The organism is Mesorhizobium loti (assembly GCF_013170705.1).
GTDB classification, from domain to species: Bacteria; Pseudomonadota; Alphaproteobacteria; order Rhizobiales; family Rhizobiaceae; genus Mesorhizobium; species Mesorhizobium loti_D.
Genome location: NZ_CP033334.1, coordinates 144,890 through 167,433 on the forward strand (window position 1 = coordinate 144,890; position 22,544 = coordinate 167,433).

Annotated in this window: 23 protein-coding genes; 13 read left to right on the plus strand and 10 right to left on the minus strand. The window is 64.1% G+C overall.

Annotation, left to right across the window (positions count from 1 at the left end; all coding sequences use genetic code 11):
- Positions 1 to 115: 115 nt before the first annotated feature.
- From EB815_RS00670 to EB815_RS00710, 9 genes are all read left to right on the plus strand, one after another.
- The gene (locus tag EB815_RS00670; protein ID WP_056569689.1) at positions 116 to 595 is read left to right on the plus strand and encodes a formate dehydrogenase subunit gamma; all 480 of its coding nucleotides are present in this window, start codon (positions 116 to 118) and stop codon (positions 593 to 595) included.
- Entirely contained in the window at positions 592 to 2,148 is a 1,557-nt protein-coding gene (locus EB815_RS00675) for a formate dehydrogenase beta subunit (protein ID WP_056569686.1), read from the plus strand. The genes EB815_RS00670 and EB815_RS00675 overlap by 4 nt, the downstream gene beginning before the upstream one ends.
- A 10-nt stretch (positions 2,149 to 2,158) precedes the next feature.
- Positions 2,159 to 5,071 (plus strand): formate dehydrogenase subunit alpha, encoded by a 2,913-nt coding sequence (gene fdhF, locus EB815_RS00680; protein ID WP_056569681.1) that lies wholly within the window; start codon positions 2,159 to 2,161, stop codon positions 5,069 to 5,071.
- 2 nt (positions 5,072 to 5,073) lie between these two features.
- Positions 5,074 to 5,904 (plus strand): formate dehydrogenase accessory sulfurtransferase FdhD, encoded by an 831-nt coding sequence (gene fdhD, locus EB815_RS00685; protein ID WP_056569678.1) that lies wholly within the window; start codon positions 5,074 to 5,076, stop codon positions 5,902 to 5,904.
- Positions 5,894 to 6,202, plus strand: a complete 309-nt coding sequence (locus EB815_RS00690) for a formate dehydrogenase subunit delta (protein ID WP_056570415.1) — start codon at positions 5,894 to 5,896, stop codon at positions 6,200 to 6,202. Before fdhD ends, EB815_RS00690 begins: the two co-directional genes overlap by 11 nt.
- A gap of 112 nt (positions 6,203 to 6,314) precedes the next feature.
- Positions 6,315 to 7,868, plus strand: a complete 1,554-nt coding sequence (locus EB815_RS00695; RefSeq protein WP_056570414.1) for an alpha/beta fold hydrolase — start codon at positions 6,315 to 6,317, stop codon at positions 7,866 to 7,868.
- Positions 7,869 to 7,976: 108 nt separating this feature from the next.
- Complete coding sequence (locus EB815_RS00700; protein WP_056569675.1) at positions 7,977 to 8,456, plus strand: carboxymuconolactone decarboxylase family protein; 480 nt, start codon at positions 7,977 to 7,979, stop codon at positions 8,454 to 8,456.
- An 81-nt stretch (positions 8,457 to 8,537) separates the two neighbouring features.
- Positions 8,538 to 8,900: a nuclear transport factor 2 family protein gene (locus EB815_RS00705; RefSeq protein WP_056570412.1), complete on the plus strand. Its 363-nt coding sequence runs from the start codon at positions 8,538 to 8,540 to the stop codon at positions 8,898 to 8,900.
- A gap of 7 nt (positions 8,901 to 8,907) precedes the next feature.
- Positions 8,908 to 9,222 carry a hypothetical protein gene (locus tag EB815_RS00710; RefSeq protein WP_023775764.1) on the plus strand — a complete coding sequence of 105 codons (315 nt, stop codon included), beginning with the start codon at positions 8,908 to 8,910 and terminating at the stop codon, positions 9,220 to 9,222.
- 53 nt (positions 9,223 to 9,275) lie between these two features.
- On the opposite strand, the gene EB815_RS00715 is transcribed toward EB815_RS00710, so the two are convergent.
- The 9 genes from EB815_RS00715 to EB815_RS00755 all read right to left on the minus strand — a co-directional run bounded on the left by EB815_RS00715 (position 9,276) and on the right by EB815_RS00755 (position 17,893).
- Positions 9,276 to 9,761, minus strand: a complete 486-nt coding sequence (locus EB815_RS00715) for an ester cyclase (protein ID WP_056569672.1) — start codon at positions 9,759 to 9,761, stop codon at positions 9,276 to 9,278.
- 42 nt (positions 9,762 to 9,803) lie between these two features.
- On the minus strand, positions 9,804 to 11,231 hold the full coding sequence (locus EB815_RS00720; RefSeq protein WP_056569669.1) for a gamma-aminobutyraldehyde dehydrogenase: 1,428 nt from the start codon (positions 11,229 to 11,231) through the stop codon (positions 9,804 to 9,806).
- 103 nt (positions 11,232 to 11,334) lie between these two features.
- Positions 11,335 to 12,150, minus strand: a complete 816-nt coding sequence (locus EB815_RS00725) for an ABC transporter permease (RefSeq protein ID WP_056569667.1) — start codon at positions 12,148 to 12,150, stop codon at positions 11,335 to 11,337.
- Positions 12,140 to 13,108 carry an ABC transporter permease gene (locus EB815_RS00730; RefSeq protein WP_056569664.1) on the minus strand — a complete coding sequence of 323 codons (969 nt, stop codon included), beginning with the start codon at positions 13,106 to 13,108 and terminating at the stop codon, positions 12,140 to 12,142. Before EB815_RS00730 ends, EB815_RS00725 begins: the two co-directional genes overlap by 11 nt.
- The gene (locus tag EB815_RS00735; protein ID WP_056569662.1) at positions 13,105 to 14,103 is read right to left on the minus strand and encodes an ABC transporter ATP-binding protein; all 999 of its coding nucleotides are present in this window, start codon (positions 14,101 to 14,103) and stop codon (positions 13,105 to 13,107) included. Before EB815_RS00735 ends, EB815_RS00730 begins: the two co-directional genes overlap by 4 nt.
- A gap of 213 nt (positions 14,104 to 14,316) precedes the next feature.
- Positions 14,317 to 15,471, minus strand: a complete 1,155-nt coding sequence (locus EB815_RS00740) for an ABC transporter substrate-binding protein (protein ID WP_056570411.1) — start codon at positions 15,469 to 15,471, stop codon at positions 14,317 to 14,319.
- Positions 15,472 to 15,686: 215 nt separating this feature from the next.
- Positions 15,687 to 16,598, minus strand: a complete 912-nt coding sequence (locus EB815_RS00745; protein WP_056569659.1) for a LysR substrate-binding domain-containing protein — start codon at positions 16,596 to 16,598, stop codon at positions 15,687 to 15,689.
- Positions 16,599 to 16,679: 81 nt separating this feature from the next.
- A complete protein-coding gene (locus EB815_RS00750; protein ID WP_056569657.1) occupies positions 16,680 to 17,297 on the minus strand; it encodes a DedA family protein in 618 nt (205 codons plus the stop codon).
- A complete protein-coding gene (locus EB815_RS00755) occupies positions 17,294 to 17,893 on the minus strand; it encodes a class I SAM-dependent methyltransferase (RefSeq protein ID WP_056569655.1) in 600 nt (199 codons plus the stop codon). The genes EB815_RS00750 and EB815_RS00755 overlap by 4 nt, the downstream gene beginning before the upstream one ends.
- Positions 17,894 to 18,184: 291 nt before the next feature.
- On the opposite strand from EB815_RS00755, the gene EB815_RS00760 reads away from it, so the two are divergent.
- The 4 genes from EB815_RS00760 (at position 18,185) to EB815_RS00775 (ending at position 21,636) form a co-directional block, all read left to right on the plus strand.
- Complete coding sequence (locus EB815_RS00760; protein WP_056569652.1) at positions 18,185 to 18,859, plus strand: response regulator transcription factor; 675 nt, start codon at positions 18,185 to 18,187, stop codon at positions 18,857 to 18,859.
- A gap of 10 nt (positions 18,860 to 18,869) precedes the next feature.
- A complete protein-coding gene (locus EB815_RS00765; protein ID WP_065005409.1) occupies positions 18,870 to 20,231 on the plus strand; it encodes a sensor histidine kinase in 1,362 nt (453 codons plus the stop codon).
- Positions 20,232 to 20,297: 66 nt separating this feature from the next.
- A complete protein-coding gene (locus EB815_RS00770; protein ID WP_056569647.1) occupies positions 20,298 to 20,747 on the plus strand; it encodes an RrF2 family transcriptional regulator in 450 nt (149 codons plus the stop codon).
- A complete protein-coding gene (locus EB815_RS00775; RefSeq protein WP_056569644.1) occupies positions 20,737 to 21,636 on the plus strand; it encodes an NAD(P)/FAD-dependent oxidoreductase in 900 nt (299 codons plus the stop codon). The genes EB815_RS00770 and EB815_RS00775 overlap by 11 nt, the downstream gene beginning before the upstream one ends.
- On the opposite strand, the gene EB815_RS00780 is transcribed toward EB815_RS00775, so the two are convergent.
- On the minus strand, positions 21,633 to 22,409 hold the full coding sequence (locus EB815_RS00780) for a DeoR/GlpR family DNA-binding transcription regulator (RefSeq protein WP_056569642.1): 777 nt from the start codon (positions 22,407 to 22,409) through the stop codon (positions 21,633 to 21,635). The genes EB815_RS00775 and EB815_RS00780 overlap by 4 nt on opposite strands.
- Positions 22,410 to 22,544: the final 135 nt, after the last annotated feature.

A 22,544-nucleotide genomic window follows, 5' to 3' on the forward strand; every position in this document is an offset into this window, starting at 1 on the left:
CGTCATCGATAGAAGATTTCTATCGAGCAACGGATCAGCTTTATTGATTTCGCGGGTTTCCTCTGTTTTTGTAACGACTTAGCGCTCGAGCGCTACCGACCAGGGAGGGCGCTGCTTGACGATGCAGCCTGCAAGTACCGAGATCGTATCGCGCACGGCCGCGATTATCCACGAGCTGAAAGGCCTCGAAGGCCCGCTGCTGCCGATCCTCCATGGCATCCAGGAAGAATTCGGGCATGTGCCGCAGGACGCCGTGCCCGTCATCGCCGATGAACTGAACTTGTCCAGGGCCGAGGTGCATGGCGTCGTGACCTTTTATCATGACTTCCGTGCGCGGCCGGCCGGTCGGCACGTGCTCAAGCTGTGCCAGGCGGAAGCCTGCCAGTCGATGGGTTCGGATGCGGTGGCCGCCAGGGTCAAGCAGCTGCTCGGCATCGATTTCCATGAGACGACCCGCGATGGATCGGTCACGCTTGAGCCGGTCTATTGCCTCGGGCTTTGCGCCTGTTCGCCGTCGGCGATGCTGGACGGCGAGGTGATCGGGCGGCTCGATGACGACAAGATCGACGAGATCGTTGCCGAGGTGCGCTCATGATCCCCCGCATCTACATTCCCGGCGATTCCGGCGCGCTGGCGCTCGGCGCGGAAAAGGTCGCCAACGCCATTCGCGCTGAACTCGCCGAACGCGGCATCGAGGCCAAGATCGTGCGCAACGGGTCGCGCGGCGCCTATTTCCTCGAGCCCATGGTCGAGGTGGCGACCGCCAACGGCCGTGTCGCCTACGGACCGGTCAAGACGTCGGACGTCAAGAGCCTGTTCGATAGCGGCTTCCTCACCGGCGGCCATCACAAGCGCTGGCTGGGCGCGCCGGACAAGATTCCTTTCCTGGCCAAGCAGACCAGGCTGACCTTTGCGCGCTGCGGTATCAACGACCCGTTGTCGCTCGACGCCTACAAGTCGCTCGGCGGGCTGAAAGGCCTGCAGAACGCGCTGGCCATGGCGCCCGCCGATGTCGTCAAGCAGGTTACCGAGTCGGGCCTGCGCGGCCGTGGCGGCGCGGGTTTCCCGACAGGCATCAAATGGAAGACGGTGCTGGATACGGCGGGAGACCAAAAATACATCGTCTGCAACGCCGATGAAGGCGACAGCGCCACCTTCGCCGACCGCATGATCATGGAGGGCGATCCCTTCGTGCTGATCGAAGGCATGACGATCGCCGGTGTCGCGACCGGCGCCACCAAGGGTTTCGTCTATATCCGCTCGGAATATCCGCATGCGGTGGCGACGATGAACAAGGCCGTCGAGATCGCCCGCAAGGCAGGCGTGCTCGGCGTCAACGTGATGGGTTCACCCAACGCCTTCGACATGGAAATCCGTGTTGGTGCCGGCGCCTATGTCTGCGGCGAGGAAACATCGCTGCTCAACAGCCTCGAAGGCAAGCGCGGCGTCGTGCGCGCCAAGCCGCCGCTGCCGGCGATCCAGGGTCTGTTCGGCAAGCCGACGGTGATCAACAATGTCATCTCGCTGGCTTCAGTCCCTATCATCATGGACAAGGGGGCGGCGTTCTACAAGGATTTCGGCATGGGCCGCTCGCGCGGCACGATCCCGATCCAGATCGCCGGCAACGTCAAGCATGGCGGCCTGTTCGAGACGGCCTTCGGCCTGACGCTGGGCGAGATCGTCGACGATATCGGCGGCGGCACCGCCACTGGCCGGCCGGTGAAGGCCGTGCAGGTCGGCGGCCCGCTCGGCGCCTATTTCCCGCGCTCGCTGTTCGACACCGCCTTCGACTACGAAGCCTTTGCCGCCAAGGACGGGCTGATCGGACATGCCGGCATCACCGTGTTCGACGATACGGCCGACATGCTGAAGCAGGCGCGCTTCGCCATGGAGTTCTGCGCCATCGAAAGCTGCGGCAAGTGCACGCCCTGCCGCATCGGCTCGACGCGTGGGGTGGAGACCATCGACCGGCTCGCCGCCGGCATCGAGCCGGAAAAGAACCTCGCTCTGGTCACCGATCTCTGCAACACGATGAAGTTCGGATCGCTCTGCGCGCTGGGTGGTTTCACGCCCTACCCGGTGATGAGCTCGATCACCCATTTCCCCGAGGATTTCAAGCCCGCGCCTGCGCGCGTGGCTGCTGAATAGGAGCTGGCAGATGAACATCAAGGCCGACTTCCCGATACTCATCGAAGAACTCGACTACGGGACCCCGGAATCGAAGGCGCAAAAGCAGGTCACGCTGGTCGTGGACGGCCGCAGCATCAGCGTGCCGGAAGGCACCTCGATCATGCGGGCGGCGATGGAAGGCGGGGTTGAGATCCCGAAGCTCTGCGCCACCGACATGCTGGACTCGTTCGGCTCGTGCCGTGTCTGCCTGGTCGAGATCGAAGGACGCGGCGGCACGCCGGCGTCCTGCACGACGCCGGTCGGCGAAGGCATGGTGGTGCGCACACAATCCGACCGGCTCGACGCCATCCGTCGCGGCGTCATGGAACTCTACGTCTCCGACCATCCGACCGGCTGGAACGAGAAGGCCGGAACCGGCGCCAGCGAGTTCGACGCGGTGGCGAAGTCGGTCGGCCTGACAGAGAACCGCTACGGCATCGAGGGCCGCAACCACGTCAAGCAGGAAGATGGCGTGGCGCCCGGCCATGGTTCGCTGGCGGTCGATTATATCGCCCGCGACGAATCCAACCCCTATTTCACCTATGATCCGGCACAGTGCATCGTCTGCTCGCGCTGCGTGCGCGCCTGCGAGGAGGTGCAAGGCACCTTCGCCCTGACGATCGAGGGCCGCGGTTTTGAGTCGCGCATGGTTGCCGGCATGCATGAGGACTTCATCGCCTCCGAATGCGTGTCCTGCGGTGCCTGCGTGCAGGCCTGCCCGACGGATGCGCTGCGTGAGAAGACCGTGCTCGAGAAGGGCATGCCCGAGCGCTCCGCCGTCACCACCTGCGCCTATTGCGGCGTCGGCTGCTCGTTCAAGGCCGAGGTGAAGGGCGACGAAGTCATCCGCATGATGCCCTACAAGGAAGGCAAGGCGAACCATGGCCATTCCTGCGTGAAGGGCCGTTTCGCCTATGGCTACGCCACCCACAAGGACCGCATCCTGTCGCCGATGATCCGGGAAAAGGTCAGCGATCCCTGGCGTGAAGTGAGCTGGGAAGAGGCAATCGCCCATACGGCCAAGGAATTCCGCCGGATCCAGTACCAGTATGGACGCACCGCGATCGGCGGTATCACCTCGTCGCGCTGCACGAACGAAGAGACCTATCTCGTGCAGAAGATGGTCCGGCAGGGCTTCCGCAACAACAATGTCGACACCTGCGCACGCGTCTGCCATTCGCCGACCGGCTATGGGCTCGGCCAGACCTATGGCACCTCGGCCGGCACGCAGGATTTCGATTCCGTCGAGTTCACCGACGTCGCCGTCATCATCGGCGCCAATCCGGCTTCCGCCCATCCGGTCTTCGCCTCTCGGCTGAAGAAGCGTCTGCGCCAGGGCGCCAAGCTGATCGTGCTCGATCCGCGCCGCACCGAAATGGTGAAATCGGCACATGTCGAAGCGGATTATCATCTGCCGCTGAAGCCCGGCACCAATGTCGCGGTGCTGACGGCGCTGGCCCATGTCATCGTCACCGAGGGCCTTTTCAACGAAGCCTTCATCCGCGAACGCTGCGACTGGACGGAGTTCCAGGACTGGGCGTCGTTCGTCGCCTTGCCGGAAAACAGCCCCGAAACCGTCGGCAAGCTTTCCGGCGTCGATCCCGAGCTGATCCGTGGCGCTGCCCGGCTCTACGCCAAGGGCGGCAATGGCGCGATCTATTACGGCCTCGGCGTCACCGAGCACAGCCAGGGCTCGACCACCGTCATGGCGATCGCCAACCTTGCGATGGCGACAGGCAATATTGGCCGCCCAGGCGTCGGCGTGAACCCGCTGCGCGGCCAGAACAACGTGCAGGGTTCGTGCGACATGGGGTCCTTCCCGCATGAACTGCCGGGCTATCGCCACATCTCCGGGGAAGCCGTGCGCGACATCTATGAAAGCCTGTGGGGCGTGAAGCTCGACGACGAACCTGGCCTGCGCATCCCCAACATGCTGGATGCCGCCGTCGACGGCTCGTTCAAGGGCATCTACATCCAGGGCGAGGACATCCTGCAGTCCGATCCCGACACCAAGCATGTCGCCGCCGGCCTTGCGGCGATGGAATGCGTGGTCGTGCACGACCTGTTCCTGAACGAGACGGCGAACTACGCGCACGTCTTCCTGCCGGGTTCGACCTTCCTGGAGAAGGACGGAACCTTCACCAATGCCGAGCGCCGCATCAACATGGTGCGCAAGGTCCTGGAGCCGAAGGCACGCTACGCCGACTGGGAAGCAACGCAGGAGCTCGCCCGCGCGATCGGGCTGGACTGGAACTATGAGCATCCCTCGCAGATCATGGACGAGATCGCCAAGACAACGCCAAGCTTCGCCGGCGTCTCCTTCGAGTTGCTCGACCGTGTCGGGTCGGTGCAATGGCCCTGCAACGAGAAGGCTCCGCTCGGCACGCCGATCATGCATGTCGATGGTTTCGTGCGCGGCAAGGGCAAGTTCATCCGCACCGAATATGTGGCGACGGACGAGAGAACCGGGCCACGCTTCCCGCTGCTTTTGACCACCGGCCGCATCCTCAGCCAGTACAATGTCGGCGCGCAGACGCGGCGTACCGACAACGTCATGTGGCACTCGGAAGACCGGCTGGAGATCCATCCGCACGATGCCGAGAACCGCGGCCTGCGCGATGGCGACTGGGTGCGGCTGACCAGCCGTTCCGGCGAAACGACGCTGCGCGCGCTGATTACCGACCGGGTGTCGCCGGGCGTGGTCTACACGACGTTCCACCATCCCGACACGCAGGCCAACGTCATCACCACCGACTTCTCCGACTGGGCGACCAACTGTCCCGAATACAAGGTCACCGCCGTGCAAGTCGGTGCCTCCAACGGGCCGTCGGAATGGCAACGCGAGTACGATGAACAGGCAAAAAACAGCCGCCGCATCGCCTCGCTGCAAGCGGCGGAGTAACCTTGGCCGCGCGCCGCAAAGCAACGACTGAGATATCGCGGCTGGCGCACCGTGCCAGTGGCACGGCTGCGGCCAACCGCATGGTGCCGGAGGAGACGCCGGTGGCATTCTCCTTCGCCGGCACCACGCATGCGGTAATGATGGCAAGCCCGGCCGACTTCGAGGATTTCGCGCTCGGCTTCTCGCTGACCGAAGGCATCATTGCTTCCCCTGAAGAGATCGAGGCGATCGAGGTCGAGGATCATGGCGCCGGAATCGATATCCAGATCCGGCTGAAGGACCTTGCCAATACGCGCTTCGAGGCGCGGCGCCGCAGGCTTGCCGGGCCGGTCGGCTGCGGGTTGTGCGGCATTGAATCCATCGAGGAAGCACTGCGGTCGGCTGACGCCGTTGGTGCGTCAAAACTTACGCTTGATGCCGATGACATCGTGCGCTCCGTCAGGCTGTTGTCGAAGGTGCAGCCGCTGCACACGGAAACCGGAGCCGTGCATGCCGCCGGCTTCTACATCCCGGGCAAGGGCGTCGTGATGGCACGCGAGGATGTCGGCCGCCACAATGCGCTGGACAAGCTGGCCGGCGCGTTGGCCAAAGCCGGCATCGACGGCGCGTCGGGCGCTGTCGTGGTGACGTCGCGCGTCTCGGTCGAGATGGTGCAGAAGACGGCGGCGATCGGCTCGGCCTTCATCATTGCCGTCTCGGCGCCGACCGCGCTTGCCATCCGCACGGCGCAGGAGGCGGGCATGACGTTGGTGGCGCTGGTGCGCGGCGACGATTTCGATGTTTTCACTCACCCCGACCGGGTGATCTATGGAGCCGCCCAGCATGTCGCATGACGAAGACCACATCACGAGCACGAGCGAAAAGCTGGTGCGCATGGCCAATCAGATCGCGACCTTTTTTCATTCGAGGCCGCGCGAGGAAGGTGTCGCGAGCGTCGCCGAGCATATCAACAAGTTCTGGGAGCCCAGGATGCGGCGGCAGTTCTTCGAGATGCTGGACAGCGGCGAAGGCTTCGACGAACTCGTCGTGGCCGCATCCGCCAGGATCAAGCGCCCGATCTCGCCGGCCGAGGCCGACATCAAGCTCGGACTGAATCCCTCCCCAGCCGACCTTACCGCCTCGCAAAAGTAGCCTGCGGATCGCACGGACTTATATTTCCTTTTGCTAAAGTTTGAGCTGCCGCTATCGATGCGGCTCTGCTATGTTCGACGATCAGAAATCGTCAGGCCGGGCGGAAGAACTCGTGAGGCCGATCGAGACCCGATATGCCCTCAGTGGCGAGGTGCGGATCGCCTACCAGGTGGTCGGCCAGGGATCACTTGATCTCGTTTTCGTGCCGGGCTTCATTTCCAATCTCGACCTGCATTGGGAAGACGAGGGCTATACCAGGCTCTTGAGACGGCTGTCGGCATTCTCCCGGCTGATCCTGTTCGACAAGCGCGGCACGGGTCTTTCCGATCGTGTCGATGTCCATCACTTGCCCAGTCTCGAAATGCGCATGGACGATGTGCGCGCGGTGATGGACGCGGCCGGCAGCGGCCGGGCGGCACTGCTTGGCGCTTCCGAAGGCGCGCCGATGGCAATGCTGTTCGCCGCCACCTATCCGGAACGGACGCGGGCGCTGGCGCTCTATGGCGGCTATGCGCATTTCCACAAATGGGTGATGTCGCCCGAACGCCTCGATGCCTTCATCGCGACGGCCGAAACGGCCTGGGGCACCGGCGCCACCTTGCCCAGCTTCGCGCCGGGACGGGTGGATGACACCCGTTTTTCGACCTGGTGGGCGCGCTTCGAGCGCTTGTCGGCGAGCCCGACAGCAGCGGCGGCACTGGCGCGGATGAACGCGGAGATCGACGTGCGCGGCGTGCTGCCCGCAATCAGCGCGCCAACGCTGCTGATCCATCGCCGCAACGATGCCCGGGTCGATCCCGACGCCAGCCGCTTCCTGGCCAGGAAGATGGCGAATGCGCGGCTGGCCGAAATCCCGGGACGCGACCATCCGATCTGGACCGGCGATGTCGACCGGGTGGCCGACCTGATCGAGGAATTCCTGACCGGCGAGTGCGCCGTGGCGGAAGCCGAACGCGTCCTGGCCGCGCTTCTGGTGACGCGCATCTACGACACCGCGCGGCTTGGCGACCGGATGTGGAGCGAACGCTGTGAGCGTTTCCAGGAAACATGGCGGACGCTTGTCGGGCGCCATGGCGGGCGCTGCGTGGACATGCATGGTGAAACGATGATTTCGCGCTTCGATGGGCCAGGGCGCGCCTTGCGTTGCGCGGCGTCGTTGCGCGAGGCGGCGCAGCAGATCGGCGTGGCGAGCGCCCAGGGGGCGCATGTCGGCGAGATCGAGTTGCGCGGGCCACCGACCGGATTGACGGGCCGCGTCACGATGCACCTCGCCACGCATGCCGGGCGCGGCGACATATTGGCGTCGCGGCTGGTCGCCGACCTGGCCGCCGGGTCAGGGCTTCATTTCACCGACGCCGGCCGCATCGGCATCGACGAACTGGACGAGCCGCTGGCGCTTGTCCTGGCGATGTCCGAACAGCATCTGGAACCGGCTTGCCGCCCAAAGGCCAAGGCGACCGAGCCTGCCTGCCTGACGGCGCGCGAAAGCGAGGTGGTGAACTTGATTGCCGACGGCAAGAGCAATGCCGCGATCGCCGCCGAGCTCAGGCTGAGCGAGCACACGGTCAAGCGCCACGTCGCCAACATATTGCTCAAACTCGACCTGCCATCGCGAGCCGCGGCGGCGGCATTTTCCGTCAGGCACACTGGCCCGGACGGGCCATGAGAGCCATGGCGCTTTCGGGCGAAGCGGGCATGCCGATGTAGCGCTATCAATTTCCCCCATGCAGGCCAGGCGGATGCCGCCGGGAAGGCGCTGCGAACGGAGGAGGAAATGCTCAAGTCAAAACCGAATGTCAGATCATTTGTGATCGCGGCAGGCATTGGCGCGCTGTCCGCGATCGCTCCCGCAAAGGCCGAGGATGCATCGGCGACAGCCGCCTACAAGGACATCCAGGCGACGCTCGGCTCGGTGCCGGACATGTTCAGGACACTGCCCGACGTCGCGGTCGCCGGTGCCTGGGCCGAGATCAAGGGGGTGCAGCTCAACCCCAAGACCGCGCTCGACGGCAAGACCAAGGAGCTGATGGGCCTTGCGGTGGCCTCCCAGATCCCCTGCCAGTACTGCATCTATTTCCACACCGAGGCGGCCAAGCTCAATGGCGCGAGCGACGAGGAGATCAAGGAGGCGATCGCCATGGCGGCGATCGTTCGCCATTGGTCGACGATGCTCAATGGCAGCCAGGTCGATCTCGCCACTTTCAAGAAGCAGACCGACGACGTCTTCGCGGCCGTCAAGGCGAAGTCGCAGTGAAAGACCCTGCCCGCCGATAAGCGCCGGGCAGACTTGCAAACGTCAACCGCCCGATCGTGAAGACGGGCCATGGAGGATAAAATGCTGACCAAGACCCAAGCCGTGGATGGCGCGGCCATCAAGAAGGCGATCGAAACCCGTGACGGCAAGATGCTGTCGAGCTTCTATGCCGATGACGCGCTGGTGCGGGTGATCGACCGCAACAACCCGCCGAGCAAACCGCGCGAAATCCGTGGGCGGGCGGCGATCACCACCTTCTGGGATGATATCTGCAGCCGGGCAATGACCCACAAGGTCGATACAACGATCGCCGACGGCAACAGCCTGGCCTTTACCCAGGCGTGCGCCTATCCGGACGGCACAAAAGTGTTCGCCGCGGCGATGTTGGAACTGAAGAACGGGCAGATCGCACGCCAGACGGTCGTGCAGGCCTGGGACGAGTGAGGCCGCCATGTTCAGCGCCAGATGGCAGATCGACGCCAAATTCGGCCACAAGCAGACCGTGCTCGAATTGCTGAAGAAATGGGAACGCGAGATTGGCTCACAGGTCGGTCTCGCCGACCTCCAGTTCCAGATCATGACCGGATCGATCGGCGCGCGGGAGGCGACGGTCGAATCCCATCACCAGGTCGAGAGCCTGGCCCAGCTGGAGGCGTTTTTCGCCAAGATCGGCAAGATCGACGCACACGCCAAATGGGGCAAGGAGATGGAGCCCTACGTCGTGTCAGGCACCAGCCTGTGGAACATCTATCGTATTGTCGAGTAGCGGCCGACACCCTTTTCCCCGGCAACGGGGAGAAGGGTGCAGACACACCGTTGTTACATGAGACCGAGCTGCTTGTAGAAGCCGAGCGCGTCGTAGTAGTCGCTCTGGGTCGCGATCTTGCCATCCTTGATCGAGAACATCGAGGCACCGGTGAAAGAGAACTTCTTTCCGGTCGCAGCCGTGCCGTCACCCCAGGCCCCGGTGTTGGTGCCGGAAAATTCCCATTCGAACGAGACGCGGTCGCCGTCGACGACGGGCTTGCCCTTCATCGTCCAGACGGCGTCGGGAACAGCCTTCAGGAAATTGTCGATGACGCCTGTCTTGGCGGCGTCCTTGCCCGCGACCGGCTTTCCGACTGAAGCATCGTAGTAGGTGACGTCGTCGGCAAAATAGCCGGCGGCCTTGGCCGAGTCATGCGCATTCCAGGCCGCGACATAGGCTTCGACCACCGACTGCGCGGTATCGGCGGCGAAGGACGGCGCCACGGCAAGAAACGTGGCGGCGATGGCTGCGGATGTCAGAAACTGTCGGCGCTGCATTGTCTTTCTCCCTCTCGTTGAATGCTTGCCTTCCTTCCCAGCCTATCCATGCGCCACCATTACGTGGCGGACGGCGGTGTAGTCTTCCAGCGCATAGAGCGACATGTCCTTGCCGTAGCCGGACTGCTTGAGGCCGCCATGCGGCATCTCGTTGGTCAGCATGAAGTGGGTGTTGATCCAGGTGCAGCCATATTGTAGGCGGGCGGCCGTCGCCATGGCGCGCGAGACATCCTTCGTCCACACCGATGAGGCCAGGCCGTAGTCGCTGTCATTGGCCCAGTTCACCGCCTCGTCGACTTCCGAGAACCGGGTGACCGAGACGACCGGGCCGAAGACTTCGCGGCGCACGATCTCGTCTTCCTGCAGCGCGCCGGCGACGACTGTCGGCTGATAGTAGAAGCCGGTGCCCTCGCCCGGCTTGCCACCGGTGGTGATCTCGATGTGCTTCAGTTCCGAGGCGCGCTCGACGAAGCTCGACACGCGATCGCGCTGACGGCGCGAGATCAGCGGCCCGATCTCGTTCTCGGTATCGTCGGGCAAATTGTACTTGATGGTCGACACCGCCGAGGACAGATCGGCGACAAGCTTGTCGTAAATCTTCTTGCCGGCATAGATGCGGCAGGCGGCGGTGCAATCCTGGCCGGCATTGTAGTAGCCGAAGGCGCGCAGGCCATTGACCACGGCGCCAAGATCGGCGTCGTCGAAGACGATGACCGGCGCCTTGCCGCCAAGCTCGAGATGGGTGCGCTTGACCGACTTGGCGGCCGCCTGCAGCACCTTCTTGCCGGTGGCGACGTCACCGGTGATCGAGATCATGTTGACCTTTGGGTGGTTGATCAGCGTGTTGCCGACGCTGTCGCCACGGCCAAGCACGACATTGACGACACCTTCGGGCAGGATCTCGGCCAGGATTTTCGCCAGCTTCAGCGCCGTGAGCGGCGTCTGTTCGGAGGGCTTGAAGACGACCGTGTTGCCGCCGGCGATCGCCGGCGCCAGTTTCCAGGCCATCATCATCAGCGGGTAATTCCAGGGCGCGATCGAGGCGACGATGCCGATCGGGTCGCGCCGCACCATCGAGGTGTGGCCAGGCAGATATTCGCCGGCGACAACGCCCGGCATCGAGCGCACCGCGCCGGCAAAGAAGCGGTAGCAGTCGACGATCGCCGGGATCTCGTCATTGAGCACGGCATTGATCGGCTTGCCGCAGTTCAGTGCCTCGAGCGTGGCGAAATCCTTGGCCTCGGCCTCGATGCGGTCGGCGATCCTCAGCAGATAGCCGGAGCGCTGCGCCGGCGTGGTGCGCGACCACAAGACGAACGCCTGTTCGGCGGCACTGACAGCCGCCTCGATCTGCGCCTGGCTGGCCTCGGGCAGGTTGAGAATGGTTGCCCCTGTCTTGGGATTGAGGATCGGCTCCTCGGTCTCGGCGCCCTTCTCGAACTTCGAGCCGATCAGCATCTGGGTGTCCATCGGGTTTCTCCTTGAACCGAGGTGAGTAGTGAATAGTGAGTAGTTGGTAGTCAGTGATGAGCAGGCTCCGGCTGTGGATTTCCCTACTCACTACTCACTGTTCTCATTTGCCCGAACCCGCGATCTGATCACCGTCGCGGGTCAGGTAGTAGGCAAACAGGATGGGCAACAGCGTCACCAGCACGACGACCATGGCCACGACATTGGTGACCGGGCGCTGGCGCGGACGGATCAGTTCCTCCAGCATCCAGATCGGCACAGTCTGCTGCTGGCCGGCGGTGAAGGTGGTGACGATGACCTCATCGAAGGACAGCGCGAAGGCCAGCATGCCGCCGGCAAGCAGTGCGGTGGCGATGTTGGGCAGCACGACATGGCGGAAGGTCTGGAAACCATCCGCGCCGAGATCCATCGAGGCCTCGATCATCGAGCCGGAGGTGCGGCGGAAGCGGGCGACAGCGTTGTTGTAGACCACGACCACGCAGAAGGTGGCGTGGCCGAGCACGATCGTCCAGAACGAGAAGGGAATATCGGCCAGCGCAAAGGCCGAGCGCAGCGCGATGCCGGTGATGATGCCGGGCAGCGCGATCGGCAGGATGACCAAAAGCGAAATGGTTTCGCGGCCGAAGAATCTTGTGCGCGACACCGCGGCGGCACACAGCGTGCCAAGTACCAGTGCGATCGCCGTCGAGATGGCGGCGACGCGCACCGACAGCGACAGCGCCTCCCAGACGTCAGGCCGGTTCCAGGTGACGGCGAACCACTGCGTGGTCAGCCCCGGCGGCGGCCAGACGAAGCTCTTTTCCTCGGTGGTGAAGGCATAGACGAAGATCAGCAGGATCGGCAGGTGCAGGAAGAGCAGGCCGCAGGCCGCGGCGATCTTCAGGCCGAGCGGAGCGGATTGACCACGATCAGAGCGCATCGAAAGCCCCCATGCGCTTGGCGCCCCAGAGGTAGAAACCCATGATGACGATGGGCACCACGGTGAAGGCGGCGGCGAGCGGGATGTTGCCGGCCGTGCCTTGCTGCGAATAGACGGCCTGGCCGATGAACAGGCGCGACGTGCCGATGATCTGCGGGATGATGTAGTCGCCCAGCGTCAGCGAGAAGGTGAAGATCGAGCCGGCAACGATGCCGGGCAGCGCCAGCGGGAACAAAACATTGCGGAAGGTCTGCCCCGGCGACGCGCCGAGGTCGGACGAGGCCTCGACCAGATTGCCGGGCACGCGCTCAAGCGCTGCCTGAACCGGCAGGATCATGAAGGGCAGCCAGACATAGACGAAGACGATGAAGGTGCCGGTGAACGACACCGACAGCGAGTTGCCGCCGACGACCGGCAGCGACAGCCAGGCATCAAGCAGCCACAGCAGATGCAACTTGGCGAGCAGCCAGGTCAAAATGCCTTCCTTGGCCAGGATCAGCTTCCACGCGTAGATCTTGACCAGGTAGCTCGACCACAGCGGCAGCATGACGCCGAGATAGAACAGCGCTTTCCAGCGGCCGCGTGCATAGCGCGCCGCATAGTAGGCGATCGGAAAGGCGACGACGGCCGAGGCCAGCGTGACGAGTGCCGCCATCGTCACCGTGCGCAGGATGATGTCGAGATTGGCGGCCTGGAACAGGTCGCCATAGGTCTTCAGCGTGAATTGGCGGTTGATCAGGCCGGAGTACTCGTCGATGGAGAAAAAGCTCTGCGCCAAGAGCGCGAAGAGCGAGCCGATATAGACGATGCCGAGCCACAGCACCGGCGGCAACAGCATCAGGAGCAGAAGCAGTCGCGGCCGGCGCCAGAACAGGTCCGACAGCGCACCGCGCATGCCGCCGCTGCCCGGCAGGATGGCGGGAGCCGTGGCGCGCGGCATGGTGGCGTCGACGCTCATGCCGGCTCGTCCATCAGATGCAGGTGCTCGCGGTTGAAGGTGAGCACCACCGCCTCGCCTTCCGCCGGCAGGGCAGTGCCGGCCGGCACCACGGCGTGCAGCTTCAATCCGTCGGCATCGAGCGCCAGCCTAGTGGTGGCGCCGAGATAGTTGGTCGAGACGAGGCGGGCAGAAACCCCTTCGCCGCTTGCGGCACGGCCGACACGAATGGATTCGGGACGGAGACTGCCCCAGCGATGCTGGCCGGAATAGCGCTGGACAAAATCCGGCGGCAATACATTGGAGGAACCGACGAAATCGGCGACGAAACGGGTTCTCGGCCGCTGATAGATATCCTCCGGCGTGCCGATCTGCATGATCCTGCCGTCATTGAAGACGGCAACGCGGTCCGCCATCGACAGCGCTTCGCCCTGGTCGTGGGTGACGAAGACGAAGGTGATGCCGAGCGCCTTCTGCAGCGATTTCAGCTCTTCCTGCATGTTCTCGCGCAGCTTGAGATCGAGGGCGCCGAGCGGCTCGTCGAGCAGCAGCACCTTGGGCTGGTTGACCAGCGCGCGGGCGAGCGCGACACGCTGGCGCTGGCCGCCGGAAAGCTGGCCGGGCCGGCGGGCGCCGTAGCCGGGCAGCCTGACCAGCGACAGCGCTTCCTCGGCCGCCTTGTGGCGCTCGGCCTTGCCGACGCCCTTGACCATCAGCCCATAAGCGACGTTGTCCAGCACATTAAGATGCGGGAACAGCGCATAATCCTGGAAGACGGTGTTGACGTTGCGGCGGTAGGGCGGCACGCCCTCGGCACGCTCGCCGAAGATCGAGATCGAACCAGCGGTCGGCTGTTCGAAACCGGCAATCAGGCGCAGACAGGTCGTCTTGCCCGAACCCGACGGCCCAAGCATGGCGAAGAACTCGCCCGGCGTTATGTCGAGATCGACCGCGTCGACGGCGCGAACGCTGCCGAAATGGCGGGAGACTTTATGAAAGGAGACGGCAGAGGTCATGGGCTGTCAGTCTGTTGCCGGTTTTGTTCTATTGAATCATCTTCGCCTGCAAATCATGGCTTGGATGGCAAATTCGCGGGCCACTTTACCTCCCCCATCCATGGGGGAGGTCGCGGCGAAGCCGCGGGTGGGGGTGATCCGGCACGAACGCCCGCGCTGCCCCCAACCCGACGTTGCGCGTCGGCCCTCCCAACAAGGGGAGGGTAAAGACGATCACCGTCCGCCGATGACGCCGATATAGTCCGACACCCAGCGGTAGTAAGGCACGCACTGGTCGTTCTGGGTGACGCATTTCGAGACCGGCGTCTTCCAGAACTTGATCTTGTCGAAATTGTCGTAGCCGTTGGTCTTGCAGCCTTCCTCGCCGAGCAATTCATTGCCCTTGCAGGCCGCAGGCACGACCGGCAGCGAACCGAACCAGGCCGAAACATCGCCCTGCACTTTCGGGGACAGCGAATGCTCAAGCCACATATAGGCGCAGTTCGGATGAGCCGCGTCGGCTTCCATCATGGTGGTGTCGGCCCAGCCGGTGACGCCTTCTTCCGGCACGGTCGAGGCGACCGGCTTCTTGGCGGCGACCAGTGTGTTGACCTGGTAAGGCCACGAACCGGATGCCACGACGCCTTCATTCTGGAAATCGTCGACCTGGATGGCGGCATCGTGCCAGTAGCGGCCGACCAGCGTGCGCTGGACGCGCAGCAGGTCGAGAGCGGCCTTGTACTGGTCTTCGTTGAGCTCGTAGGGGTCCTTGATGCCGAGTTCCGGCTTGTGGAACATCAGATAGTTGGCGGCGTCCGCGATGTGGATCGGCCCGTCGTAAGCCTGGACGCGCCCCTTGTTGGATTTGCCGTCCGGCAGCTTCATCTCCTCGAAGACGACGTTCCAGCTCTTGGGCGCTTCCTTGAACACCTCGGTGTTGTACATCAGGATGTTGGGGCCCCACTGATAGGGAACGCCGTAGTGCACCTTGTCGACGGTGAACCAGGGCGCATCCTTGAGACGATCGTCGACCGCCTTCCAGCTCGGGATGAGATCGGTGTTGATCGGTTGCACGCGCTTGCCGGCGACCAGGCGCAGCGAGGCGTCGCCTGAAGCCGTGACGAGGTCGAAGCCGCCTTCGTTCATCAGCGAGACCATCTCGTCGGACGTGTTGGCGGTCTTGACGTTGACCTTGCAGCCGCTCTCCTTCTCGAAGGCGGTAACCCAGTCATAGCCCTTGTCGGTCTCGCCGCGCTCGATATAGCCCGGCCAGGCAACGATGTTGACCTGGCCTTCACCCTTGCCGAGTTCCTTGACCTGGGCAATGGCCTGACCCGAGAAGGTCAGCGCGACCGTCAGCGCAGTGCATGACTTCAGGAATGAATTCATCATCGATCTCCCATTTTGGCGCCTGATCCCGAAACCGCTCCGGTTTTCGCCAGATCAAGCGCGGACTGAAAAACTGCCGGTTCGTCCTATGGACTTGATGTCGCTCTGGTGGCGGCTTGGTCCGTGGAACGGAAGGTGCTTGGAAAATTCCGGTTTCGCAAATTCATTTATCAGAAAGGCGATATCGGTTTTTCCGATAGATGAACGCTCTTCAATCAGGGGCGTTGGCGGACCGTGCGCTGCGACTGGGCAAGGCCGACGAAGTCCCGTGCCGCCTGCGGCAGGCCGGAGCCGCGCCGCCAGACCATGCCGACCTGAACCACCGGCAAGGAGCCCGAAATATCGCGCGATTCGATGCGGTCGCCTTCCAGCGACCATGGCCGGTAGACAAGATCGGGCAGCAGCGCCACGCCGGCCCCGGTGGCGACCAGGCTGCGCACTGCCTCGACCGAGCGGGTGCGGAAGGCGACATGCGGCTTGGCGCCGATCGCCGTCAGCAGCTTGCCGGTGTTCTCCTCGATCTCGTCGACGGTGAGCATGATCAGCGGTTCGCCGGCGATGTCGCCAATGCCGATGATGTCGGCGCCGGCGAGCGGATGGCCGAGCGGCAGCCACAGGCGGTAGGCCGAGACCTCGAGGATTTCGGACTGCAGCGCCGTGCGATCGCGCAAATTGGAAGTGACCATGACGGCGATGTCGAGTTTGCCGCCGATCAGCAGATGTTCAAGGTAGTCGCCATTGTCCTCGATGGCCGAAACCTCGACGCCCGGATAGGCGCGGCGATAGCGGGCGAGCAGGTCCGACAGCACATAGCCGGCGACCAGCGAGGTGACGCCGAGCTGCAGCCGGCCGCCCGCCACGGCCTGCTCGCCAGAGAAAGAGCGTCGCGCATCGGACACGTCGGCGAGGATCTTGGTCGCATGACGCAGGAATTGATGGCCCTTGTGGGTGATGTTGAGGCCACGGGGATGGCGCTCGAACAGCTCGACGCCGAGATCGCTTTCGAGTTCCTTGATCGCTTCGGTGACCGAGGATTGCGAGATGGAGAGGTTCTGTGCCGCGCCCGACACCGTGCCTTGCTCGGCGACGGCGATGAAGAATTGCAACTGTCGGATGGTGAAAGCCATCGCCGGACTAAACACCGGCGGCCGGGCGAAGAAAAGCCGACGGCGGAACTTATCCCATGACCGGAGACTGGGGCAGCGCGCTCAGCCGAGCACCAGCCGGATGCGCCGCCGCCATGCGGGCCCATAGCGCAATGCCAGCATGAACGCCGTTTCCAGCGCCACGACAATAACGATGATGCGCAAGCCCACCGTGAAGGAATCCTGGCTGCTGCCGCGCAAGAGATAGCCTGTCAGGAGGAAGCCCGCATTCCAAATGGTGGCGCCGAGCAGCGTCGCGATCGCGAAGGGCAACGCCGGCAGACTGAGGGCGCCCGCCGCGATCGGCAGGTAGTTGCGCACTGTCGGGATGAACTGCGCCAGCAGCGATACGCGGACATGATTGCAGCGATAGGCCTGGCCGAGCTTGCGGTAGGTTGCGGGGCGCAGGAAGACATATCTGCCGACCCGTTCGATCAGGCGATCGGCACGGTCGAATCCGATCCGGCGGCCAACCCCATACCAGACAAGGCAGCCAAGGAAGGAGGCAAGCGTCGTCACCACCAGCAGGATCGCCAGTGTGAAGCCATCCGGTGCAGCCGTCATGCCGAGGAACAGCAGCAGCACATGCGAGGGCGGAACCGGCAGGATCTTCTCGGTGAAGGCAAGGCAGAAGACGCCGAACAGGCCGAAGCCGAGAATGGCCGACAGCGGCCCGGTCATGCGAAGCGCCAGTCATAGGACGTAGCAGTCTTGATCCTGGCGACGCGATAGACCGTTGCCGGCGGGAAATTGCGAAAGGTATGACCGACCCGCGTGACCTCGAGATCGAGCCGGTCGAGCAACGACTGGTCGAACGGACAGCGCCGGCCGAGCGTGAACTGATAGAGCGCCCCGCCCGGGCGAAGGTTCGCGAAAACGCCTTCGAGAATGGCAAGCGTCTTGCGCGGCGAAATCAGTCGGAAGGGCAACCCGCTGACGGCAGCGCCAACCACCGGCCCGGGAAACAGCGACAGATGGCGCAGACCGACGGCATCCGTCTCGAAAATTCGGGCGGCGGGAAAGCGGCGCATGAGAAGTGCCGCAAAATCCGGATCGGATTCGATCAACGTCAGATCCTCTTCCCTCACCCCGCGTGACAGCAGCGCCCGTGTGAACGGGCCGGTCCCGGGACCGAGTTCCAGCACGGGGCCGGTTTCGGGACCGATATCGCGCGTCATCAAGGCCGCCAGGCTGGAACTGGACGGCGTGACGGAGCCGACCCGGAACGGCGCGAAGGTCCACGCCATGAGAAAAGACAGGGCATCATGTGCAGGCATAAGCAAACCTCAATCCCGGACAACAGCACCCCAACCAATTTGGCGTGCCGCTTGATTTCGTTTCAGCGTCGGACCCGAATCCGTTGCATATCCGGGCCCGACACCTTGATGCCGGCATGGCGATTCCTGCCGGCCGGCGCTGTTTGCCGTGGCTGGATTGCATAGACATTGCGCAATAGCGCGGACGCAAAGAAAGGACTTGCCGGTCTCGGGCCATTCGGCTTTGCCATGTCTACGCAATGTTGGCGCGGTAGCGCCCGATACGGTGTGCTCGTTGCCGGGGGAGTGTGGATGCGTATCTTGCTGGTCGAAGACGAGCCCGAAATGGTCTCGGCGCTGCGTGCGGCGCTGAAGCGCCACGACATGGTGGTCGATCACGCCGGCACGTTGCTCGATGCGGAAGGCTTCGTTGCCGTCGACGGCTACGACGCCATCCTGCTCGACCGCCAGTTGCCGGATGGCGACGGGCTGTCGCTGGTGCCGAGATTGCGCGCGGCGAACAACACCACGCCCGTACTGGTGCTGACGGCCAAGGGCGAAACGTCCGACAAGGTCGACGGGCTGGACATGGGCGCCGACGACTATCTGGCAAAGCCGTTCGCCTTCGAGGAATTGCTGGCCCGTTTGCGCGCTTTGCTCAGGCGGCCGGCGCCGATGCAGTCGCAATTCATCCGTGCCGGCCATCTGGTGCTCGATGTCGGACATCGCGAGGCGGCGATCCGCGGCGAGCCGCTCAGCCTGCCGCGCCGCGAACTGCTGGTGCTGGAGGCGCTGATGCGGCGCACCGGCCGCATGGTGCAGCGCGAGGCGCTGATGGAAGCGGTGTTCGGCCTCGACGACGAGATCCAGTCCAACGCGCTCGACACCCATGTCTCGCGCCTGCGCCGCAAGCTCGCCGACGCGGAGAGCGGCGTGACGATCAACGGCATTCGCGGCGTCGGCTATCTCCTGCGCGAAACGCCATGAGTGTCGAGCGATGAGCCTCAAACGCCCGCGTTCGCTCAAATGGAGCCTGGTGCTGCGCATCGCCTTGCTGCAATGCGCGATGCTGACGCTGATCATCGTCGGTATTCTCGGCGCGTTGCTCGCCACCGGCCTCATTCCGCACGACTATGAGGACGGCACGATGGACGTGCTGGCGGATGCCGTGGCGCGCGATACGGGCGGCAAGCTTGTGCTGCGCGAGACTTCGGATCTGACGAAGCTGCGATCCGATATCCCCGGCCTGTGGTTCATCATCCGCGACAAGCAGGGGCAGCGGCTGCAGGAAGGCACGGTGCCGGCCATCTTCCAGCCCTTCGCCGACCTGCTGGACACCATCAGCGACGCGCGTATCGACAATTCCATCGGCGAGAGCGCACCGCCGGATGCAAAGATCCGCTGGACCGAGACGGCCGCCGGCAATGTCCAGATCTTCACCGGCACCAAGGGTGGGCTTTCGCTGCCGCGCCTGCTCGGACAGGCGCCGCAATTCTTCCTGCAAGGCATATTGCCGCTGGCCGGATTGATGGCACTTGCCACGCTGTTCGCGACGCCCTGGGTGGTGCGCGGCGCGCTGTCGGGGCTTGGCCATGCGGCGGCCGAGGCCGAGCGCATCGACATCGACCAGCGCGGTGTGCAGCTGCCGCTGAAGGATGTGCCAAAGGAGGTCGCGCCGCTGGTCAAGGCGGTGAACGCCGCCCTCGCACGCCTGGACAAAGGCTATGAACGCCACAAGCGCTTCCTGACCGATGCCGCCCATGAACTCAGGACACCGGTCGCCATCCTCAACACGCGCCTGGCCTCGCTGCCGGCAACACCCGAGCGGGCCCGGCTGCTGCAGGACGCGGCACGGCTTTCGACGCTGACCGACCAATTGCTCGACCTGCAACGGCTCGACCGGCAGACTTTGCCTTTCGAGAAAGTCGATCTCGTGGCAATCGCGCGCGGCGTCGTCGTCGATCTCGCGCCGATGGCGTTCTCTGCCGGGTATGAAATGTCGTTCGAGCCGGCAAAGGACACGGTTTTCGCGACCGGCGACCGTACCGCCATCGAGCGCGCGGTGACCAACATCGTCCTGAACGCCATCGAGCATGGCGGCCGCGCGGGCAAGATCACCGTCAGCGTCACCGCTCCGGCCGTCATCGAGGTGCGGGACGAAGGCGTCGGAGTGCCGCCAGCCGAGCGCGAACGCATCTTCGAGCCGTTCTACCGGCTGCGCCCTCAAGATCACGGCGCGGGGCTCGGCCTCAACCTCGTGCAGGAAATCATGCAACTACATGGCGGGCACATCGAGATTTTCGATGGCAAGCCGAGCGGCGCCTGCTTCCGGATGAGTTTTCGCGCCTCGCCGACATAGCTTTGCCTTGACGAAAAAAAGCGTTGGCGGGTTTGACATCGCCGAAATCGTAACTAATTAAGTTGCATGAAACGCAACAGCCGGCTCTCATCCATCTTGCACATTCTCGTCCACATGGCCGAGAAGCCCGAACAGGCGCTGACTTCCGAGCAGCTTGCCACCTTCATCCACACCAATCCGGTGGTGGTGCGCCGCACCATCGCCGGCTTGCGTGACGCCGGTATCGTCACCTCGTCACGTGGGCATGGCGGCGGCTGGCTGCTCGGGCGCACGCCCGAAGAAATCTCGCTGGCCGAGATCAGCGCGGCACTTGGCGAGACGCTGCTGCCGTTCAGCACCGAGCCGGAAAGCCCCGGCTGTCTCGTCGAGCAAGCCGTGATCGCCGTGCTCGACGATTTCCGCATCGCGGCGGAGAGGCTGCTGGCGGAGAAGCTCAGCCGCATCACGCTGGCCGACCTGACCGCCGATTTCCGCCGTCGTTACGACCTCACCGGAGCCTCCAGCCATGCAATATGACCTTGCCGTCGTCGGCGGCAGCTTTGCCGGCCTGTCCGCCGCGATCCAGGCGGCGCGGGCCCGGCGCAACGTCCTGGTGATCGACGCCGGCCAGCCGCGCAACCGCTTTGCCGCGCATTCGCATGGCTTTTTCGGCCAGGACGGGCGCGCACCCGGCGCCATACTCGACGATGCAAGGCGGCAATTGCTGGCCTATCCGACAGCCAAGCTCATCCAGGCGCGGGCAAACAACGCCGTCGCCAACAGCAGCAGCGATTTCGACATCACCACCGATGGCGGCGAGGCATTCGGCGCCGCGCGACTGGTTCTGGCCACCGGCGTGCGCGACATCCTGCCGGAGGTTCCCGGGCTTGCCGGGCAATGGGGCAAGACCGTGCTGCACTGCCCCTATTGCCATGGCTTCGAGGTTTCCGGCGGGCCACTTGGCGTGCTCGCAACCGGCCCGATGTCCATGCATCAGGCGCAATTGATTGCCGACTGGGGCGACGTCACGCTGTTCGGCAACGGCCAGATGGAGCCCGACACCGAGCAGATGCACGCCATGGAGGCCAAGACCATCAGGTTCGAACCCGCCACGGTCAGCGAACTCAGCGAGGACCGCTCCGGCGGCCTGATCGTCCACCTCGACGGCGGCCGACAGGTTGGTGTCAGGGCGATGTTCACCGCACCGCGCAACACGATGGCGAGCCCGCTGGCCGAACAACTCGGCTGCGGCTTCACCGACGGCTTCCTCGGCCCGATAATCACGGTCGATGACCGGCAGCAGACGACAGTCGCCGGCGTCTACGCTGCCGGCGACGCGGCGCGCGCCATGCACAACATCGCCTTTGCCGTATCGGGCGGGACTTTCGCTGGCGTGTGCGCCCACCAATCCTTGGTGTTCGGCTAAAAAGCGACTTCGCCGCCGGCAATGCTGAGCCGCGCGCCCGCCTGCGCCAGCGCCGCGGCTACATCGTGCGGCGGCGCGCGGTCGGTGGCGAGTTCGGAAAAGCCGTCGAAGCCGCAGACCTGGACCAGGCCCTGGCGGCCGAATTTCGTGTGGTCGGTGACGACGAGCGAGCGCTGGCCGCGTGACAGCACCATGCGGGCGAATTCCGCCTCCTCCAGATCATAGTCCATGACACCCGTCACGGCATCGACGGCACCGGTGGAGATGATGGCATGGCTGACGGAGAAGCGGCTGACGAACTCGATGGCCGAAATCCCGAACGCGGCCCCGGAATCACTGCGCAGTTCGCCGCCGGCCATATAGACCTTGTTGCCGTTGATCGTGGCCAGCGTGCGGGCGATATCAGACGAATTGGTGACGACCGTCAGCCGCCGGTGGCCGAGCAGTTCCCGCGCCAGGAAAGAGGTCGTGGTGCCGGTATCGAGCATGATGGACTCGCCATCGCGGATGGTGGCGGCGACCATGCGGGCGATGACGCGCTTGGCATCGGCATTCTCACGCATGCGTCGCTCGAACGGCGCTTCGCCGATCATCGACGGCAGGCCTATCGCGCCATGCATCTTCAGCACCGACCCATCAGCGGTGAGCGGCTTGACGTCGCGGCGCACGGTTTCGAGCGAAACACCCAGCCGGTCGGCGAGGCTGGCAATGGTGACGGTTCCCTCTTCCTGCAGCAGCCGAAGGATCTCGCCGTGGCGTTTGGAATGGACCATTGGGTTTCCCAGACTTAGGCTTTTGACCGGTTTTAAGGTAATTCAAGCGCTTTTAAAGGGATCGACTTCTGGTTTCGGGCAAAATACCCAAAAAAAGTCACATCTTTTTGTTGACAACCGGGCAACCTTGGCGTG

Excerpts from the sequence above, each read along its gene's own strand:
- EB815_RS00705 (WP_056570412.1), top strand. The coding sequence starts at position 8,538 with ATGCTGACCAAGACCCAAGCCGTGGATGGCGCGGCCATCAAGAAGGCG.
- EB815_RS00700 (WP_056569675.1), top strand. The coding sequence starts at position 7,977 with ATGCTCAAGTCAAAACCGAATGTCAGATCATTTGTGATCGCGGCAGGC.
- EB815_RS00710 (WP_023775764.1), top strand. The coding sequence starts at position 8,908 with ATGTTCAGCGCCAGATGGCAGATCGACGCCAAATTCGGCCACAAGCAG.
- EB815_RS00775 (WP_056569644.1), top strand. The coding sequence starts at position 20,737 with ATGCAATATGACCTTGCCGTCGTCGGCGGCAGCTTTGCCGGCCTGTCC.
- EB815_RS00740 (WP_056570411.1), bottom strand. The coding sequence starts at position 15,471 with ATGAATTCATTCCTGAAGTCATGCACTGCGCTGACGGTCGCGCTGACC.
- EB815_RS00715 (WP_056569672.1), bottom strand. The coding sequence starts at position 9,761 with ATGCAGCGCCGACAGTTTCTGACATCCGCAGCCATCGCCGCCACGTTT.
- fdhF (WP_056569681.1), top strand. The coding sequence starts at position 2,159 with ATGAACATCAAGGCCGACTTCCCGATACTCATCGAAGAACTCGACTAC.
- EB815_RS00760 (WP_056569652.1), top strand. The coding sequence starts at position 18,185 with ATGCGTATCTTGCTGGTCGAAGACGAGCCCGAAATGGTCTCGGCGCTG.
- EB815_RS00690 (WP_056570415.1), top strand. The coding sequence starts at position 5,894 with ATGTCGCATGACGAAGACCACATCACGAGCACGAGCGAAAAGCTGGTG.
- EB815_RS00770 (WP_056569647.1), top strand. The coding sequence starts at position 20,298 with ATGAAACGCAACAGCCGGCTCTCATCCATCTTGCACATTCTCGTCCAC.
- EB815_RS00735 (WP_056569662.1), bottom strand. The coding sequence starts at position 14,103 with ATGACCTCTGCCGTCTCCTTTCATAAAGTCTCCCGCCATTTCGGCAGC.
- EB815_RS00750 (WP_056569657.1), bottom strand. The coding sequence starts at position 17,297 with ATGACCGGGCCGCTGTCGGCCATTCTCGGCTTCGGCCTGTTCGGCGTC.
- EB815_RS00725 (WP_056569667.1), bottom strand. The coding sequence starts at position 12,150 with ATGCGCTCTGATCGTGGTCAATCCGCTCCGCTCGGCCTGAAGATCGCC.
- EB815_RS00675 (WP_056569686.1), top strand. The coding sequence starts at position 592 with ATGATCCCCCGCATCTACATTCCCGGCGATTCCGGCGCGCTGGCGCTC.
- EB815_RS00780 (WP_056569642.1), bottom strand. The coding sequence starts at position 22,409 with ATGGTCCATTCCAAACGCCACGGCGAGATCCTTCGGCTGCTGCAGGAA.
- EB815_RS00755 (WP_056569655.1), bottom strand. The coding sequence starts at position 17,893 with ATGCCTGCACATGATGCCCTGTCTTTTCTCATGGCGTGGACCTTCGCG.
- EB815_RS00745 (WP_056569659.1), bottom strand. The coding sequence starts at position 16,598 with ATGGCTTTCACCATCCGACAGTTGCAATTCTTCATCGCCGTCGCCGAG.
- EB815_RS00765 (WP_065005409.1), top strand. The coding sequence starts at position 18,870 with ATGAGCCTCAAACGCCCGCGTTCGCTCAAATGGAGCCTGGTGCTGCGC.
- EB815_RS00720 (WP_056569669.1), bottom strand. The coding sequence starts at position 11,231 with ATGGACACCCAGATGCTGATCGGCTCGAAGTTCGAGAAGGGCGCCGAG.
- EB815_RS00730 (WP_056569664.1), bottom strand. The coding sequence starts at position 13,108 with ATGAGCGTCGACGCCACCATGCCGCGCGCCACGGCTCCCGCCATCCTG.